The organism is Streptomyces sp. NPDC006487 (assembly GCF_042870555.1).
Classification (GTDB): domain Bacteria; phylum Actinomycetota; class Actinomycetes; order Streptomycetales; family Streptomycetaceae; genus Streptomyces.
In genome coordinates this window covers 327,625-342,309 of sequence record NZ_JBIAHN010000007.1, presented here as the reverse complement: position 1 = coordinate 342,309, position 14,685 = coordinate 327,625, and the positions used below count along the sequence as shown (strand labels likewise).

Sequence of the window (14,685 nt, the reverse complement as noted above, 5' to 3'; positions counted from 1 at the left end):
GCTGCGTCATCACGCGTCACCCACGTCACCGCTCTGCGTCGCCCCGGTGACGGTGACACAGGCCGATGACACACCGCCTACGCGCTACGTCATCGAAAGTCGCAGGTCAGACCAGCAAATGACACAGGCGACGCGGTGACGCAGAAATCCGCACCTTGGACGCACCCGGACCCCCGCCATGGAGGCAGACGTGAGTTCGCCATTGCCCACGACCCACATCGCGCTGACCGTCCCGGAAGTCATGGAGGCCCTCAGCCTCAGCCGCTTCATGGTCTACAACCTCATCCGCTCGAAGCAGCTCCCGAGCATCACCATCGGTCGGGCACGCCGGGTGCCCGCCGACTCCCTTCGCACTTTCATGCAGCACAAGTTGGAGGAAGCAGCCTGATGGCACGCAAGAGGAACCCGAACGGCGCCGGCAGCATCTGGCAGCGTTCGGACGGTCGTTACGAGGCCCGGGTCTACGTGCCGCAGCCCGACGGGACCCGTGCTCGGAAGACCGTGTACGGCAAGACCTGGGACGAGTGCGACACCAAGCGGCAGGAGCTGGTTCTTCGGGACCGGCAGGGCGTTCCGACGCCCACCAAGTCCGCCCGCCTCTCCGAGTGGCTGCCGCACTGGCTGGAGGAGTTCGTGCGGAGCGAGCGGAAGAAGACGACGTACGCGAAGTACGAAACGCACGTCCGGCGGTACCTGGTCCCGAACCTCGGCTCCAAGCGTCTCGAATCCCTCTCGGTCACGGACGTCCGGCGCATGCTCGCCGCCGTGACCACCCAGACGTCGGCCGCCACCGCCAAGGAGTCGCACCGCGTGCTCCGCAGTGCCATCTCCGCAGCCTGCCGGGAGGAACTCATCAGCAGGAACGTCGTCCAGCTCGTGCCGGCGCCCCGGGTGCAGCCCCGGGAAGTCCAGCCGTGGAACCTCGACCAGACGGTGGCCTTCCTGGAGGCCGCGCGGCGCGACCCCCTGTACGCGGCCTTCGTGGTGGCCGTGACGATGGGGCTGCGACGCGGGGAGGTCTTGGGGCTGCGCTGGCTCGACATCGACCTGGAGCGGCGGACCCTGACCGTGCGGAACCAGATCCAGCGGGTGCAGAAGGAGCTCTACGCGGACTCCACCAAGAACCGCCGGAGCCGGGTCATCCCGATCCCGCTCATGTCCGTGGCCCCGCTCCGGTGGCAGCGTCTGCGGCAGGCCGCCCAGCGGGAAGCCGGCGGCGCGGCCTGGCAGGAGAGCGACTACGTGTTCACGACGCGGACCGGCCGCCCGGTGGAGCCGCGAAACATCAGCCGGTCCTTCGAGCGGATCGGGGAAGAGGCGGGACTCCCCCGGATTCGCCTTCACGACGCCCGGCACGGGTGCGCCACCCTGCTCTTCGCGGCGGGTGTGCCGGCGCGGGTGGTTATGGAGATCCTGGGGCATTCGCAGATCGCAGTCACGATGAACATCTACACGCACGTTTCGGAGGACACGCGGCGGGAGGCCATCGGGCACATGGACCGGATGCTGCGGCGACGCCCGAGGAGTTAAAACCTGCGTCATTGCTCGGCCTAGCATGCGGCCGAGCAATGACAGAGGTACTCCAACCGTGACGAGGCTATTCGGTCGCCCCTTCCACAGATTCCGGAGAGATTCCCTTACCGCCTTCTCGACCTTCGGGACCCCACCGGCCTTGGCTGTACCAGCTCTCCCCCGTCGTCGATCGGCGAGTAAGAGGGAATTTTTGGGCAACTTTGGCGTCAAATTCCCCAACGATCTTCATAGCACTTGCAGCAGTGCGTACATAATCTCTCATCGCCACCTCGTACACGCTTCCCTTGATGAGACCCTGCTCGCCAGTGGAATGGATGAAGCGTTGATCTACGCGACCTCGCCGGTGAACGATTAGATTTCTAATCGCCACGCCCTTCTTGAGTTCCAGCCACTCAACCTCACCCTGGTGCAGCTCAAGGCCCAGTCGCTTGCTGATGTACTGCGCAATCTCATTTAGGCCCTTGAACGACAGCTGCGCCACACGCTTCTCCGCCGCCCAGGAGACGAAGTCCTCGATACTGTCGTGCTGGAGGACCTCTTCCAAGGTCACCTGCTCTTGCGACCGCAAGAGATCCGGTTGGGATATGAGGGCATCGGTAATTACGTCCGATACATACGAAAGAAAATTCTCAACGCAACGCGTGAGTCCAACTCCGGCACTGACTGGCGTCAGTTCATTCAGGTTCTTCTCGATACGCCTACGAGCCGCATGGAATTCCGGAAAGAGAATTTCAGTGTCGCCATTTGGGGCAATCTCAGAGAAGGCAGCCGCCAGCCCACGCAATACGCGCTCATACTCTCGGAAAATAACGGCACCAGAGGCCACGTGCTGCATGTCGCGTGTGTGCTGCTCATAGAACCGGAATGCAGCCTCTGTGGCCTGCTCTGGCGTCCGGGTGAGCCAGTCCAGATCATCCGACATGCGTCCCCCAGCGAAGCGGCCTACTCGGTGCAGGCACTTGGCGTGCATGTTAGGAGCGCCGTCGCCCTCGCGCTGACGTTTAGGGCAGGTCGTTGCAGACTGACTCGGCCTGTGGGGCGGGCCGCACCGCATGGGGGCCACTGCCGTCAGCTTCTACCGTCAACGCCCTCGCAGCGGCTCGCTGCGAGGGCGTCTTGGCTGGTGGGCGCGGACGGTTTCGAACCGCCGACATCTGCTTTGTAAGAGCAGCGCTCTACCCCTGAGCTACGCACCCGTGGATGAGTGGACAGCCTACATGCAGGGCGCACCCCCCACGCAAACCCGTTCGCGTGGGGGAGAATGGACCGGGGCAGGGGAATTGCGGACGGACCGGGTACGGGAGAGGCGACTGTGACGACGGCACCCCGGCGGTGGTTCGGCGGCGGGCGGGACGAGAGTCGGCGGGCGGACGCGCAGGCGGCGAAGGATGCTGCCGCGGCCGCGTTCTACGAGCTCGACAGCGCGCAGCGGGATCTGCGGATCTCGATCGAGACGATCGCGGCCGCGGACGGCTCGCCGGAGGCGCGTCGGGTGGGTGAGGGGTTCGCAGCGCTCGGGCAGCGCATCGACCAGGTGAGTCATGTCTACATCGACGCCGTCGACGCGCACGATCTCGATCGGGTGGAGCTGGAGGCGTCCGCCGCGACGCGGGCCCGGGAGGAGCTGACGCGGGCCAAGGAGGAGCTGGTACGGGTCAAGGGCGAGCTCGACCGGTTCGCGCTCGGGCTGCAGCCGTTGCTCGACCGGGCCGAGACGCAGCTGGCGCGGGTGGCGCCGGCCCGGGAGCGGGCCCGGGCCGCGCTGATCGCGGCGAGCACGGCGCTGGACGAGGTGCGCGGCAAGGGGATCCGGGCCGACGACCTGGCCGCCCGGCTGGCCGCGCTGGGGCCGGAGCTGACCAAGCTGAACCAGGGCGCCGCGCAGCACGGGGTGCAGGAGACCGTGCAGCGGGCCGACCGGATCCTGCGCGACGCCGAGGCGATACGGGCCGAGGCGGCGCGGCTCCCGGAGCGGGCCGCGGAGATCGACCGGCGGCTGGTGAGCCTGCGGACCCGGGCGCAGGCTCTGCGCAACCGGGCGGACCGGGTGGATCCGGTGCTCAGCGAGCTGCGCCGGCGTTTCAGCGCGGCCTGCTGGCAGGACCTCCAGCAGGTGCCGGAGCAGGCGGTGCGGGACGTGGCGCAGGCCGAGGAGCGGCTCGCGGAGGCCGGCCGGGCACGCGAACAGCAGCAGTGGGCGGTCGTGGCGGCCCTGGTCGAGGCGGTTCGGGCTTCGCTGGATGCCACCGACGAGGCGGTGTCGGCGGCGCAGGACCGGTTGACCCGGCTGGAGGCGGTGGCGCGGGATCCGCAGGCGGAGGTGCAGCGGACCCGGTTCGCCATCCGGGACGCGCAGCGCCTGGCGATGGAGGGCCGTACGGTCCCCGAGGACCGGCACGCCCGCCCGCTGGACGAGGCGGTGGCCCGGGTGGCCCGGGCGCTGGCCGCGCTGGAGGACCGCCACCCGGACTACTGGGCCTTTCTCCAGGAGATGGAGGCCGTACGGTCCTCCGTGCAGCGGGTGGTGACGGACATCCGGACCGAACGCGGCCACGCCTGAGGGCCGCGCACGGGGCGGGCCCGCGCCGGGGCTTCCCGTCCGGACTTGTCCGGGTGGGGGCATCGGGCGGATGCTGGAGGGGCCAGGAACGGAGCAGAGGAGGGCGCCATGGCCGCCCACGCTTCCCCCGCACGCCGTGGGACCGACGAGTCCCCCGCGCCGCAGGACTCGTACGGACCGCACGCGCTCTACGGGTGCCACGAGCCGCACGAGAACTACGCGCCCTACGTGGCCCACGAGCCGTACGCGACGGCGGCACCACCCCCGGACTCCCCCGGGATCCTGCACCGCATGATGCGTCCCGTGAACGCGAGCCTCGACGAGCACCTGCCCAGCGATCACCGGCTCAGCAAGGTCTACCGGGTGGGGGCCGGCCTGACCGGACTGCTGCTCGTGGCCTTCGGAATCATGGGGCTCATCGACCGGATCGGGTTCTTCGACACCGGCGGGGACACGGTGCTCGCGCTGAACACCAACGGCGCGCTGAGCGTCCTGTCCATCTGCATCGGGCTGCTGCTCTTCGCCGGGATGGTCATCGGCGGCAGCTTCGCCTCGACGCTCAACATCGTGCTGGGTGTGCTGTTCATCGCGAGCGGGTTCGTGAACCTCGCGCTGCTCGACACGGGAATGAACTTCCTGGCCTTCCACATCCCCAACGTGCTGTTCAGCTTCGTGGTGGGCGTGATGCTGATGTGGTTCGGGATGTACGGGCGGGTGGGCAGCGCCCTCCCTCACGACAATCCGTACTGGCGTGCCCGCCACCCCGAGCAGGCGGCTCGGGAGCAGCGGGCGGAGCAGCGGGCACGTACGAGCGCGAGGCCCGTCGGCCGGCCTGCGTAGGAGAGCGGGGCACGGACCCGGCCCGGCGGCCGGGTCCGTGCTACGCCTCGATGCGTTCGACCTTGTCCACGAGGAAGAGGAAGGACAGGGCGCCGCCGATCGTGATGCCGCCGATCAGCATCAGCGGGAGGGCGAAGGAGCCGTCGCCGCCTCCGATCATGTAGCCGATGACGATCGGTACGACGATGCCGGCGAGGTTGCCGAAGACGTTGAAGACCCCGCCGGCCACGCCGAGCATCCGCTCCGGGGCGATCTCGGTGACCAGGACCCACGAGAAGGACGCCAGGCCGTTGGCGAAGAAGGCCACGCACATGATGGCGATCATCGCGGCGTTCGAGGTGACGTGGTTGGCGGCGACGATGACGCCCGCCAGGCCCAGGCCCGTCACGATCGGGGTCTTGCGCGCGAAGGACGCCGACATGCCGCGCTTGACCATCCAGTCGGACCAACTGCCGCCGCACAGCACGCCCACGAGAGCGGCGACGAAGGGCAGGGCTCCGGTCAGGCCGCCCTTGTCGAGGCTCAGTCCGCGCTCGTTGGTGAGGTAGGTCGGGAACCAGGTCAGGAAGAAGTAGAGCGTCGAGGCGATGGCGAACTGGCCGAGGAAGACGCCCCAGATGCGGCGCCGGCGCAGCAGGAAGCCCATGTCCCGGCGAAAGGCGCCCTTCTCCCGGGCCCGGTCGGAGCCGTCGGCCGTGACCTCGTCCTCGGTGATGTGGACGAGCTCGTACGCGCCGACCCGGGGGTGCTGTTCGGGGCGGTTGCGGATGACCTTCACCCACACCAGTGCCCAGGCGATGCCCATGCCGCCGAGGATCCAGAACACGTGGCGCCAGCCGAGGGCGGCGGCCATCCAGGCGATCAGCGGGAAGGCCACGCCGAGGCCGATGAACTGCCCCGAGGTGTAGACGGCGACCGCGCGACCGCGTTCGGCGCGCGGGAACCAGGAGGCGGCGACGCGCCCGTTGCAGGGGAAGGCGGGGGCCTCGAAGAGGCCGAGGCCCATGCGGCCTGCGAAGAGGAAGCCGAAGCCCTTCGCCAGCGAGCCGAGGGCGGTCATGACCGACCAGCCGACCAGCGCCCAGGCGTAGACGATGCGCGGGCCGAACCTGTCGACGAGGCGGCCGCCGGGGATCTGGGCGAGGGCGTAGGTCCAGGCGAAGCCGGAGAAGAGCCAGCCCATCATCTCGGGCGAGATGCCGAGGTCCCTGGAGACGTCCGGCGCCACGATCGACAGGACGCTGCGGTCCAGGTAGTTGATGGCGGTACTGACGAAGAGCACGGCGAGGATCGCGAAGCGGTACTTGCCGATCCTGCGCTTCGGCAGGCCGGACGGGCTGGCGCCGGTGCCGGTGCCCGGCCGCGTGGTCGCGGCGGCCGGGTCGTGGCTGAGGGACATCGGTGTCTCCCGGAGGACGTGTGAGGAGCGCTGAGCAGCGCGGGTGAAGGGCGCCGAGCGGCGCGGAGGAGCAGCGCGAAGGCGGCACGCAGGCGGCACGGAGGAGCAGCGCCGAGCAGGCGGAACCAGCCGCTCCGGCGACGCTCGCAATAATTGCTAATTAACGATTACTTGTGCAAGTCTTTGCCATGCCAGGGGCGACTCAGGGGAGCAAGCAGGGACCAAAGCCCCGGCAGGGAGAGGGGAAACCGGAATGAACAGCAGCAGTGGCGGTGGCAGTACCAGGGGTGGCGAGGCCGCGTACGCCGGACGCGGGGTCCACAAGGCAGCGGTGGAAGAGCTGGCCCGCCGGATCTTCGACGGCACGTACGACGAGGGAGCCACGCTCGACCTCCCGCTCCTGATGGAGGAGCTCGACGTCAGCCAGACGGTACTCCGCGAATCCATCAAGGTGCTCATGGCCAAGGGGCTGCTCGACGCCCGCCAGAAGCGCGGCACCTTCGTGCGGCCGCGCACCGACTGGAACCTCTTCGACGCCGACGTGCTGCGCTGGAAGCTCGCGGCCGGCGCACCCGACTGCTTCTTTTCTGACCTGCTCGAACTGCGTCGCTCGATCGAGCCGGCCGCCGCCGCGCTGGCCGCCGTACGGGCCACCGGGCAGGACCTGGCCGCGCTGGACGCCGCGCTGACCGCGATGGCGGCGAGCGACTCGGACCCGGTGCTGCACGTCCGGGCGGACGCCTCGTTCCACCTGGCGCTGCTGACCGCCTCGCACAACCTGTTCTTCGCGCAGATGTACCGGGTGATCATCCCGGCCCTCGTGGAACGCGACCGCACGGTGCACAAGGGGGACTTCGAGCACCCGCACGCCATCCACCGGGCCGTGGTCGACCGGGTCCGGGCCGGGGACCCCGAGGGGGCGCACCGGGCCGTGCTCGACCTCCTCGACATGGCGCAGCGCGACCACCCGTAGAACCCGCAGAACCCGCAGAACCCGCGGAACCCGCAGAACCCGCAGACCGGCCCCGCAGACCGGCCCGCAGGCCCGCAGGCCCGCAGGCCCGCAGACCGACCCCACACAGACACCGTCCTGCCACCCTCACCAGGAGAGGACACCGTCACCCGTGAAGATCACCCGCATCGAAACGTTCATGGCCCCACCGCGCTGGATGTTCGTGCGCGCAGAAACCGACGAGGGCGTCGTCGGCTGGGGCGAACCCGTGATCGAAGGGCGTGCCGAGCCGGTGCGCGCGGCCGTGGAGGTGCTGTCCGAGTACCTGATCGGCCGGGACCCGATGCGGATCGAGGACCACTGGCAGGTCATGACCAAGGGCGGCTTCTACCGCGGCGGCCCCGTGCTGTCCTCCGCCGTCGCCGGGCTCGACCAGGCGCTGTGGGACATCAAGGGCAAGGCGTACGGGATGCCCGTGCACCAGCTCCTCGGCGGGCCGGTCCGCGACCGGATCCGCGCCTACGCCTGGGTCGGCGGCGACGAACCGCACGAGATCGAGGACGCGCTGGTCCGGCAGATCGAGGCGGGCTTCACCGCCGTCAAGATGAACGGCTGCGGCCGCATGAGCCCCCTCGCGACCCGCTCCGAGGTCCGCGACTGCCTCCGGCGCGCCGAGACGGCCCGCGGAGTCCTGGGCGACGACCGCGACTTCGGGCTCGACTTCCACGGACGGGTCTCCCCCGCCAACGCCCGCCGGATCCTGCCCCTGCTGGCCCCGTACGACCCGATGTTCGTCGAGGAGCCGGTCCTCTCGGATTACATGCAGGCCGTCCCCGATCTGGTGAACGCCTCCAACGTCCCCCTCGCGCTCGGCGAACGGCTCTTCTCCCGGCGGGAGTTCCTCGCCCCGCTGCAGGCAGGCGTGGCGATCCTGCAGCCCGACATCTCGCACGCCGGCGGCATCTCGGAACTGCGCCGCATCGCCTCCCTCGCCGAGATCTACGGAGCCCAGATCGCGCCGCACTGCCCGCTGGGGCCGGTCGCCCTGGCCGCCAGCCTCCAAGTCGCCTTCACGACCCCGAACTTCCTCATTCAGGAACAGTCGATCGGCATCCACTACAACCAGGGCGCCGAGCTCCTCGACTACGTCACCGACCCCGAGCCCTTCCGCTTCCACGCGGGCTCCCTGGTCCGCACCGAGCGGCCGGGCCTCGGCGTCGACGTCGACGAAGCGGCCGTCCGGGCCGCCGACAGGAAGGGCCACGCCTGGCGCAACCCGGTGTGGCGCCACGAAGACGGTTCCTTCGCCGAGTGGTGAGCCCCCACCACCCCTCGCGATCTCCCCTCCCCCCCACACACCAGAAGGCAGGCATTCCCATGGAGTTCGGCGCAGCGCTGCGGCAGGAGCGGCTCGTCGCCATCGTCCGCGGGCGGGACGCGGAGGCGTCCTTCCGTACCGTCATGGCCCTCGTCGAGGAGGGCGTCCCGCTCATCGAGGTCTCCCTCAGCGGGACCGACGCGCTGGACGTCATCGGCCGGGCCCGCAAGGAGCTCGGCGACGAGGCCTGGCTCGGGGCCGGCACGGTCCTGACCGCCGAGGACGCCCAGCGGGCCGCCGACGCCGGAGCCAATCTGATGGTCACGCCGGGGCTCGGCGCGGGCGTGCACGAATCCGTCCGGCAGGGGCTGCCGGTACTGGCCGGGGTCATCACCCCGACCGAGGTCATCGCGGCCGACGCGGCGGGGGCCGCCGCGCTCAAGCTGTTCCCCGGCTCGATCGGCGGTCCGGCGTACCTGCGGGCCCTGCGCGCGCCCTTCCCCGACCTGCCGTTCGTGCCGGTGGGCGGGGTGGACGCGGCCGCCGCGGGCGAGTACCTGTCCTCCGGCGCGGTGGCGGTCGGCGTCGGCTCCCCGCTGATCGGGGATGCGGCCGACGGCGGCGACCTGTTCGCGCTGCGGCGCCGGGCGGCGGAGTTCAAGGCGGTCTGCGCGTGACCGGGCCCGAAGCCGCCCCCGAGGTGCTCACCTTCGGGGAGACGATGCTCGCCCTGCGCGGGAGCGGCCCGCTGCGCCTGGGCGGGAGCATGCAGGTCTCGGTGGCGGGCGCCGAATCGAACGTCGCGATCGGCCTGGCCCGGCTCGGGCACGCGGTGCGCTGGGCGGGCGCGGTCGGCGAGGACGAGGCCGGCGAGCTGGTCCTACGGACCCTGCGTGCCGAGGGCGTCGACGTCCGCGGAGCCTGTCTCGACGACGGCGGGGCCGCGACCGGGCTGATGCTCGCGGAGCCGAGGCTGCCGGAGGTGACGCGGGTGCACTACTACCGCGAGGGCTCCGCGGGTTCGCGGCTCAAGGCATGCTCGGTGGAGCGGGCCTTCACGGCTGCCCCGCCCAAGATCCTGCACCTGACCGGGATCACCCCGGCACTCTCCCGCTCGGCCCGCTCGGCCTGCACCCTCGCGCTGCGCCTCGCGGCCGAGCACTCCGCGCTGGTCTGCCTGGACGTGAACTTCCGGTCCCGGCTGTGGTCCTCCGAGGAAGCGGCGGCGGTGCTGCGCACGTGGATGCCTTCGGTGGACGTCCTCATCGCCTCCGACGACGAACTCCCCCTGTGCCTGCCTTCCGGCGCCCCGGCCGACACGGCCCTCCAGGCGAAGGAGCTCCTCGCCCTCGGAGTCGGCGAAGTGGTGGTCAAGCTCGGCGCGGCCGGCGCGACGGCCTACACGGACGACGGCCGGACGGTGCACGCCCCGGCGCGGCCCGTCCGAGCGGTCGACACGGTGGGTGCGGGGGACTCCTTCGTGGCGGGCTACCTCTCGGCGTTCCTCGACGGGTCCGCCACGGAGGCCCGCCTGGACCGTGCGGTCACGACGGGCGCCTTCGCGGTGGCCTCCGCAGGCGACTGGGAGGGCGCGCCCACCCGTGCCGAGCTCGGTCTCCTGTCGGCCCCGGCCGGCACGGTGGTCCGCTGACGATCCCGTCGGGTCCGCTGACGATCCCGTCGGGTCCGCTGATGATCCCGTCGGGTCCGCTGATGATCTCGTCGGGTCCGGGACGACACGGGGGTGTGTCCCGGGCCCGGCGGCTCTCCCTTCAGCAGCAAGCACTGACACGGCGGCGCTTCCCGGCCGGGCGGGCACTGCGTAGCCTGTACCGCATGCCCCGTTACGAATTCCGCTGCCGGACCTGCGAAGACACCTTCGAGGTCAGCCGGCCCATGGCCGAGTCCTCCGCGCCCGCCGACTGCCCCGCCGGGCACGCCGATACCGTCAGGCTGCTCTCCGCCGTCGCCGTCGGCGGGTCCAGCGCGGCCCCCGCCGCGGCCGCACCCATGGGCGGCGGCGGAGGCTGCTGTGGTGGGGGCGGGTGCGGTTAGCGCTTGCGGGACAGGGTGATGCCGTCGGAGATCGCCAGCAGCACCGACTCCATGCGGGGGTCCGCCGCGACGTGGTCGTTGTAGGCCTGGACCCCCGCCGCCCCACCGGTCGCCGACGGGTTCAGCACCTCGCCGTGGTACAGCGTGTTGTCCGTGACGAGCAGCGCGCCCGGGCGCAGCCGCGGCACGAGCTCCTCCCAGTAGGCGATCTGGCTCTGCTTGTCCGCGTCCATGTACGCCATGTCGATGTGCGGCTCCGCCGGCATCGCGCGCAGCGTCTCGATCGCGGGCGCGATGCGCAGGTCGATGCGGTCCGCGACGCCGGCCTTCGCCCAGGCCTCGCGCGCGTACGCCGTCCACTCCTCCGAGACGTCGCACGCGATGAGGCGTCCGTCCGCAGGCATGGCCTGCGCCATCGACAGTGAGGAGAAGCCGGTGAAGGTGCCGATCTCCACGATGTGGCGCGCGCCGGTCAGCCGGACCAGGAAGGCCAGCAGCGGCCCCTGCTCCTCCGCCGACTGCATTCCGGCCGCGTCCGGGAACACTGCGTACGTCGTCGCCACCAGCCCCCGCTGGACCTCGTCCAGCGGGGGGTTGTGAGCGAGCATGTACTGGTAGAGCTCGTCCGTGATCTTGGTGCTGTTGCCCTTGGTCATGGGCCCAGTGTGCCCATGATCAGGCGGCGGGTGTGCCGAGTCGCGCCACTTCGCGGGTGAACGCGCGCACGATCTCCTCACCGGCCAGCACGCCCGCCTGGGCCAGCGCCGTCACGTGCGGCGCCGTCCAGCCCGCGTCGGCCAGCTCGCCGTGGCCCGGCCGCCAGGCCGCGTCCGCCGCGAGCAGCAGGTCCGCGTCCAGCAGCGAGTCGCCGGCGGCCAGTGTGCTCGTGGCCCCCACGCGCCGGGCCACTTCGTGCATGGCCGCGCTCTTGGTCAGCGGCCGCGGGACGGCGTAGATCTTCCGGCCCTGGAGCGAGACCGTCCAGCCGCGCGCCTCGGACCATTCCGCCAGCGTCTTGATCCACTCGGCGGGGACCAGTGCCCGCTCCACGACCAGGTACGCGAACAGGTCCTCCGCCACCCGGGCCTTGCGCAGCCACGCCGGGTCGGTGACGGACATCAGGTGCGCGTGCATCTCTTCCAGCGGGACGGACTCCGCGGCGAGCCGCGCCGCGACCTGGCGGCGCCAGTCCCGGTCCGGGACCCCGTCCACCAGGAGCTGGCCGCCGTTGGCGCAGATCGCGTACTTCGCCGGCCGTCCGGGGAAGCGGATGCGCTGGTACTGCTTGCGGGTCCGGGTGGTGGTCGGCACGAACACCGCGCCCGGATCGGCGGACAGCTCCGCCAGCAGCCCCGCCGCCGTCTCCGTCATGTACGACAGCGGCTTGCTCTCGTGCACCTCCACGCACAGCAGCCGCGGGGCCACCGGGTCGGGCATGGTCAGGCCGAGCGCGGCCGTCGAGTAGATGAGCGTACGGTCGAGGTCACTGGCTACGAGAACGGTCACTTGGTGGCCACAGCCTTTCCGTCGGCGCCCGTGGCACCGCGCGTGAATCGGGGATGGATGAGTCCTACGCAGCTGTAGGGCAGGCCGTCGACCTCTTCCACCGGCACCCCCCGCTGCTCCGCGAGCAGTCGTACGTGGTCCAGGTCGGCCCCGGCGCCGCGCTGCGCGAGGATCTTCCACGGCACCCGTCGCAGCAGCACCCGCGTGGTCTCGCCGACGCCGGGCTTCACCAGGTTCACGTCGTGGATGCCGTACTCCTCGCTGATCCGCTCCACCGCCCGCCAGCCCACCCAGGTCGGCGTGCGGTCGGCGGCGAGGAGCTCCTTGACCTCGGCGTCCACGGCCTCGGCCACCTCCTCGAAGTGCGCGGAGACGGTGTCGACGAACGCGACGGAGACGTCGGCCCCGGCGAGCTCGCGGTAGAACTTCGCGCCGTGGAAATCGGCGGGCCCGACCAGGTCGGACCTGAGCACCGTACGCGAGACCAGTCCGGAAACAGTGGAATTGAGACAGGCGGAGGGGATCAGGAAGTCCTCGCGCGTACCGTACGTCTCCACGCAGGAGCCGGGATCGGCGAGGACCACGATCTCCGGGTTGAAGCCCTCGAACTCGCCCAGGGCCTCGCGCAGTTCGCGGGTGATCGCCCCCTTGCCGGTCCAGCCGTCGACGAAGACGACGTCGGCCGGATCGTGGTGGGCGGCCAGCCAGCGCAGCGCGTTGGCGTCTATACCGCGGCCGCGCACGATGGACACGGCGTAGTGCGGCAGGTCCAGGCCGTGCCGGGCCTGCGCCCAGCGCCGCATCAGCACGCCCACGGGGGTGCCGGCGCGGGCCAGGGAGACGAGGACCGGGGAGGGTGAACGCTCGGCGAGGACCGTCTCGGTGACCGTTCCGACGGCGCGGGCCATCCGGGCGGCGGAGGCGGTCAGCGCGCTCTGGTAGAGCTGCTGGTACTCCGGGGACGGCTGGAATTCCACCGGCAGCGATTCCGCGTAGTGCGCGCCGCCCGCCTGGATGGCTTCCTCGCGCTCCTCCGTCGGGGCTTCCAGCTCCACGTCGGAGAGGTCCTGGAGCAGCCAGCCGACGTCCTCGGCGGCGTAGGAGGAGAAGGCGGGCCCGCGCAGTGGGTCGCCCAGTGCCTCGCCCGGTGCTTCGCGCGGGGGCTCGGTCATGATCGGCTCCTGCCGGTCGGGTACGTACGAAGGTATGACCGCCAGCACGACCCGGCCGGTGTGCGGCGCGAGGGCCGCGAGCAGGCCGGTGCGCAGCTCGGCGGTGTCTCCGGCCGAGTCCACGACGGCGACCACGGCGTCGAAGCCGGCGCCGGCCGTGCTCGCGACGTTGTAGGCGTACCGGTCTCCGGGGCCGTCGGCCGGGTCGTCGTGGGCGGGGAAGACGAGGCGGGTGCGGATCGCGTAGCCGGGGTCGTCCACGGCGAGCACCGGCGAGCGGGTGGTGGTGGAGAAGCGCACCTCGGCGGCGGCGCCGGACGCCTCCAGGGCCTGCGCGAGGCGCAGCGGGGCGTACATCAGCTCCTCGTTGCCGAGTACGAGGACCCTCGCGGGGCCGTCACCCAGCGCGGCCTGGAGCCGGTCCGCCATGGCGGGCAGCGCCGCGTCCAGGGCTGCGCGGTGCGCGGGGGTGAAGCCGTGGCGACCGCCGTCGGGTATCCCGGCCGGCCAGTCCAGCGCCACCGTGTCGACCCGCGGGCCGTCGGCCGGGGCGCCGGCGGCGGGAGCGGGAGCGGTGGCCGCAGCCGCCGAGGCGGCCTCGGCCTCGTAGCGCTCCACCAGCGCCTGCCCCTTCTCCAGCACCCCCTCCGGGAGGGACACCGTGCCCGAGGCCAGGGCTATGAGGTCCACCCGGGCGCCCAGCTCGGCGGCGAAGGCCGTCAGGCGGTCGCGGTCGGCCGGGGAGCGCATGTCGACCAGGGCGACGACCACGTAGTGGCCGCGCGGGTGGCGGGCGTGGAGGTCGGCGATGGTGTTCAGCACGGTGTTGCCGGTGGAGAACTCGTCGTCGACGAGGACCAGCGGGCCCGGGCCCGCCAGCAGCTTCGGGTCCTCGGGCAGCAGCAGGTGCGAGGTGGCGTGCGAATGGGCCTCCTCGAAGCCTCCGGCGGCCTCCACGCCGGGCACGGGGCGGCGGGTGGAGTGCAGGTACGGGGCGCTGCCCAGGCCGTCGGCCACGCAGTGGCCCAGCCCGGTCGCGGTCTCCGCGTACCCCAGGACCACGGCCGAGGCGGCCCCCGCCTCGCCCAGCAGCTCCCGGACCCGCTCGCCGAGCCCGTAGCCGGCGGCGTAGACGGCCGCCGGGGACTGCGGGACGTGCTTGCCCAGCACCCGGGACACGAGGAGGTGGGCCCGCTTGGGGTTGCGCCGCAGCGCCAGCCCCAGCAGCTCTTCGAGCGCCGGCCCGCCGGTCCCGTTGCCCGTCCCGTCCTCCAGGCTCACGCCCAGCCGGTCCGCGACCCACGTTCCCGACCACACCGCTTCGATCTTCTTGCCCTTCTTCGCAGTCAA

Annotated in this window: 14 protein-coding genes and 1 tRNA gene; 9 read left to right on the top strand and 6 right to left on the bottom strand. The window is 71.4% G+C overall.

Translation table 11 applies throughout. From position 1 onward, the window contains the following. Positions 1 to 190 precede the first annotated feature (190 nt). Positions 191 to 388 (top strand): helix-turn-helix domain-containing protein, encoded by a 198-nt coding sequence (locus ACFYM0_RS14700; RefSeq protein ID WP_362123495.1) that lies wholly within the window; start codon positions 191 to 193, stop codon positions 386 to 388. After that, on the top strand, positions 388 to 1,530 hold the full coding sequence (locus ACFYM0_RS14695) for a tyrosine-type recombinase/integrase (RefSeq protein ID WP_388500828.1): 1,143 nt from the start codon (positions 388 to 390) through the stop codon (positions 1,528 to 1,530). The genes ACFYM0_RS14700 and ACFYM0_RS14695 overlap by 1 nt, the downstream gene beginning before the upstream one ends. A 67-nt stretch (positions 1,531 to 1,597) precedes the next feature. Here the strand turns inward: ACFYM0_RS14695 and ACFYM0_RS14690 are convergent, their stop codons facing one another. Together ACFYM0_RS14690 and ACFYM0_RS14685 are read right to left on the bottom strand one after the other, a co-directional pair. Beyond that, on the bottom strand, positions 1,598 to 2,455 hold the full coding sequence (locus ACFYM0_RS14690; protein WP_388500826.1) for a hypothetical protein: 858 nt from the start codon (positions 2,453 to 2,455) through the stop codon (positions 1,598 to 1,600). A gap of 199 nt (positions 2,456 to 2,654) precedes the next feature. Beyond that, positions 2,655 to 2,729: transfer RNA gene (locus ACFYM0_RS14685), tRNA-Val, on the bottom strand. A gap of 116 nt (positions 2,730 to 2,845) precedes the next feature. On the opposite strand from ACFYM0_RS14685, the gene ACFYM0_RS14680 reads away from it, so the two are divergent. Together ACFYM0_RS14680 and ACFYM0_RS14675 are read left to right on the top strand one after the other, a co-directional pair. Then, positions 2,846 to 4,093 carry a hypothetical protein gene (locus ACFYM0_RS14680; RefSeq protein ID WP_388500823.1) on the top strand — a complete coding sequence of 416 codons (1,248 nt, stop codon included), beginning with the start codon at positions 2,846 to 2,848 and terminating at the stop codon, positions 4,091 to 4,093. 291 nt (positions 4,094 to 4,384) lie between these two features. After that, on the top strand, positions 4,385 to 4,933 hold the full coding sequence (locus tag ACFYM0_RS14675; protein WP_388501000.1) for a DUF4383 domain-containing protein: 549 nt from the start codon (positions 4,385 to 4,387) through the stop codon (positions 4,931 to 4,933). A 40-nt stretch (positions 4,934 to 4,973) separates the two neighbouring features. Here the strand turns inward: ACFYM0_RS14675 and ACFYM0_RS14670 are convergent, their stop codons facing one another. Further along, positions 4,974 to 6,332, bottom strand: a complete 1,359-nt coding sequence (locus ACFYM0_RS14670) for an MFS transporter (protein WP_388500820.1) — start codon at positions 6,330 to 6,332, stop codon at positions 4,974 to 4,976. A gap of 253 nt (positions 6,333 to 6,585) precedes the next feature. Here ACFYM0_RS14670 and ACFYM0_RS14665 point away from each other — a divergent pair, with 253 nt between their 5' ends. The 5 genes from ACFYM0_RS14665 (at position 6,586) to ACFYM0_RS14645 (ending at position 10,657) form a co-directional block, all read left to right on the top strand. Next, positions 6,586 to 7,305, top strand: a complete 720-nt coding sequence (locus ACFYM0_RS14665; RefSeq protein WP_388500817.1) for a FadR/GntR family transcriptional regulator — start codon at positions 6,586 to 6,588, stop codon at positions 7,303 to 7,305. A 151-nt stretch (positions 7,306 to 7,456) separates the two neighbouring features. Beyond that, the gene (gene dgoD / locus ACFYM0_RS14660; protein ID WP_388500815.1) at positions 7,457 to 8,602 is read left to right on the top strand and encodes a galactonate dehydratase; all 1,146 of its coding nucleotides are present in this window, start codon (positions 7,457 to 7,459) and stop codon (positions 8,600 to 8,602) included. Positions 8,603 to 8,661: 59 nt separating this feature from the next. Further along, positions 8,662 to 9,279 (top strand): bifunctional 4-hydroxy-2-oxoglutarate aldolase/2-dehydro-3-deoxy-phosphogluconate aldolase, encoded by a 618-nt coding sequence (locus ACFYM0_RS14655; RefSeq protein WP_388500812.1) that lies wholly within the window; start codon positions 8,662 to 8,664, stop codon positions 9,277 to 9,279. Further along, positions 9,276 to 10,253 carry a sugar kinase gene (locus tag ACFYM0_RS14650; RefSeq protein ID WP_388500809.1) on the top strand — a complete coding sequence of 326 codons (978 nt, stop codon included), beginning with the start codon at positions 9,276 to 9,278 and terminating at the stop codon, positions 10,251 to 10,253. The genes ACFYM0_RS14655 and ACFYM0_RS14650 overlap by 4 nt, the downstream gene beginning before the upstream one ends. 185 nt (positions 10,254 to 10,438) lie before the next feature. Then, a complete protein-coding gene (locus tag ACFYM0_RS14645) occupies positions 10,439 to 10,657 on the top strand; it encodes a zinc ribbon domain-containing protein (protein ID WP_327252563.1) in 219 nt (72 codons plus the stop codon). Here ACFYM0_RS14645 and ACFYM0_RS14640 read toward each other — a convergent pair. From ACFYM0_RS14640 to ACFYM0_RS14630, 3 genes are read right to left on the bottom strand one after another with little or no spacing between them, the layout of a single operon-like run. Beyond that, positions 10,654 to 11,313, bottom strand: coding sequence for an O-methyltransferase (locus ACFYM0_RS14640; RefSeq protein WP_388500807.1), 660 nt, complete (start codon positions 11,311 to 11,313; stop codon positions 10,654 to 10,656). The two genes, ACFYM0_RS14645 and ACFYM0_RS14640, sit on opposite strands and share 4 nt — an antisense overlap. A 19-nt stretch (positions 11,314 to 11,332) precedes the next feature. Beyond that, positions 11,333 to 12,163 carry an HAD family hydrolase gene (locus ACFYM0_RS14635; RefSeq protein WP_388500806.1) on the bottom strand — a complete coding sequence of 277 codons (831 nt, stop codon included), beginning with the start codon at positions 12,161 to 12,163 and terminating at the stop codon, positions 11,333 to 11,335. Then, positions 12,160 to 14,685, bottom strand: a complete 2,526-nt coding sequence (locus tag ACFYM0_RS14630; RefSeq protein ID WP_388500803.1) for a phosphoribosyltransferase — start codon at positions 14,683 to 14,685, stop codon at positions 12,160 to 12,162. The genes ACFYM0_RS14635 and ACFYM0_RS14630 overlap by 4 nt, the downstream gene beginning before the upstream one ends.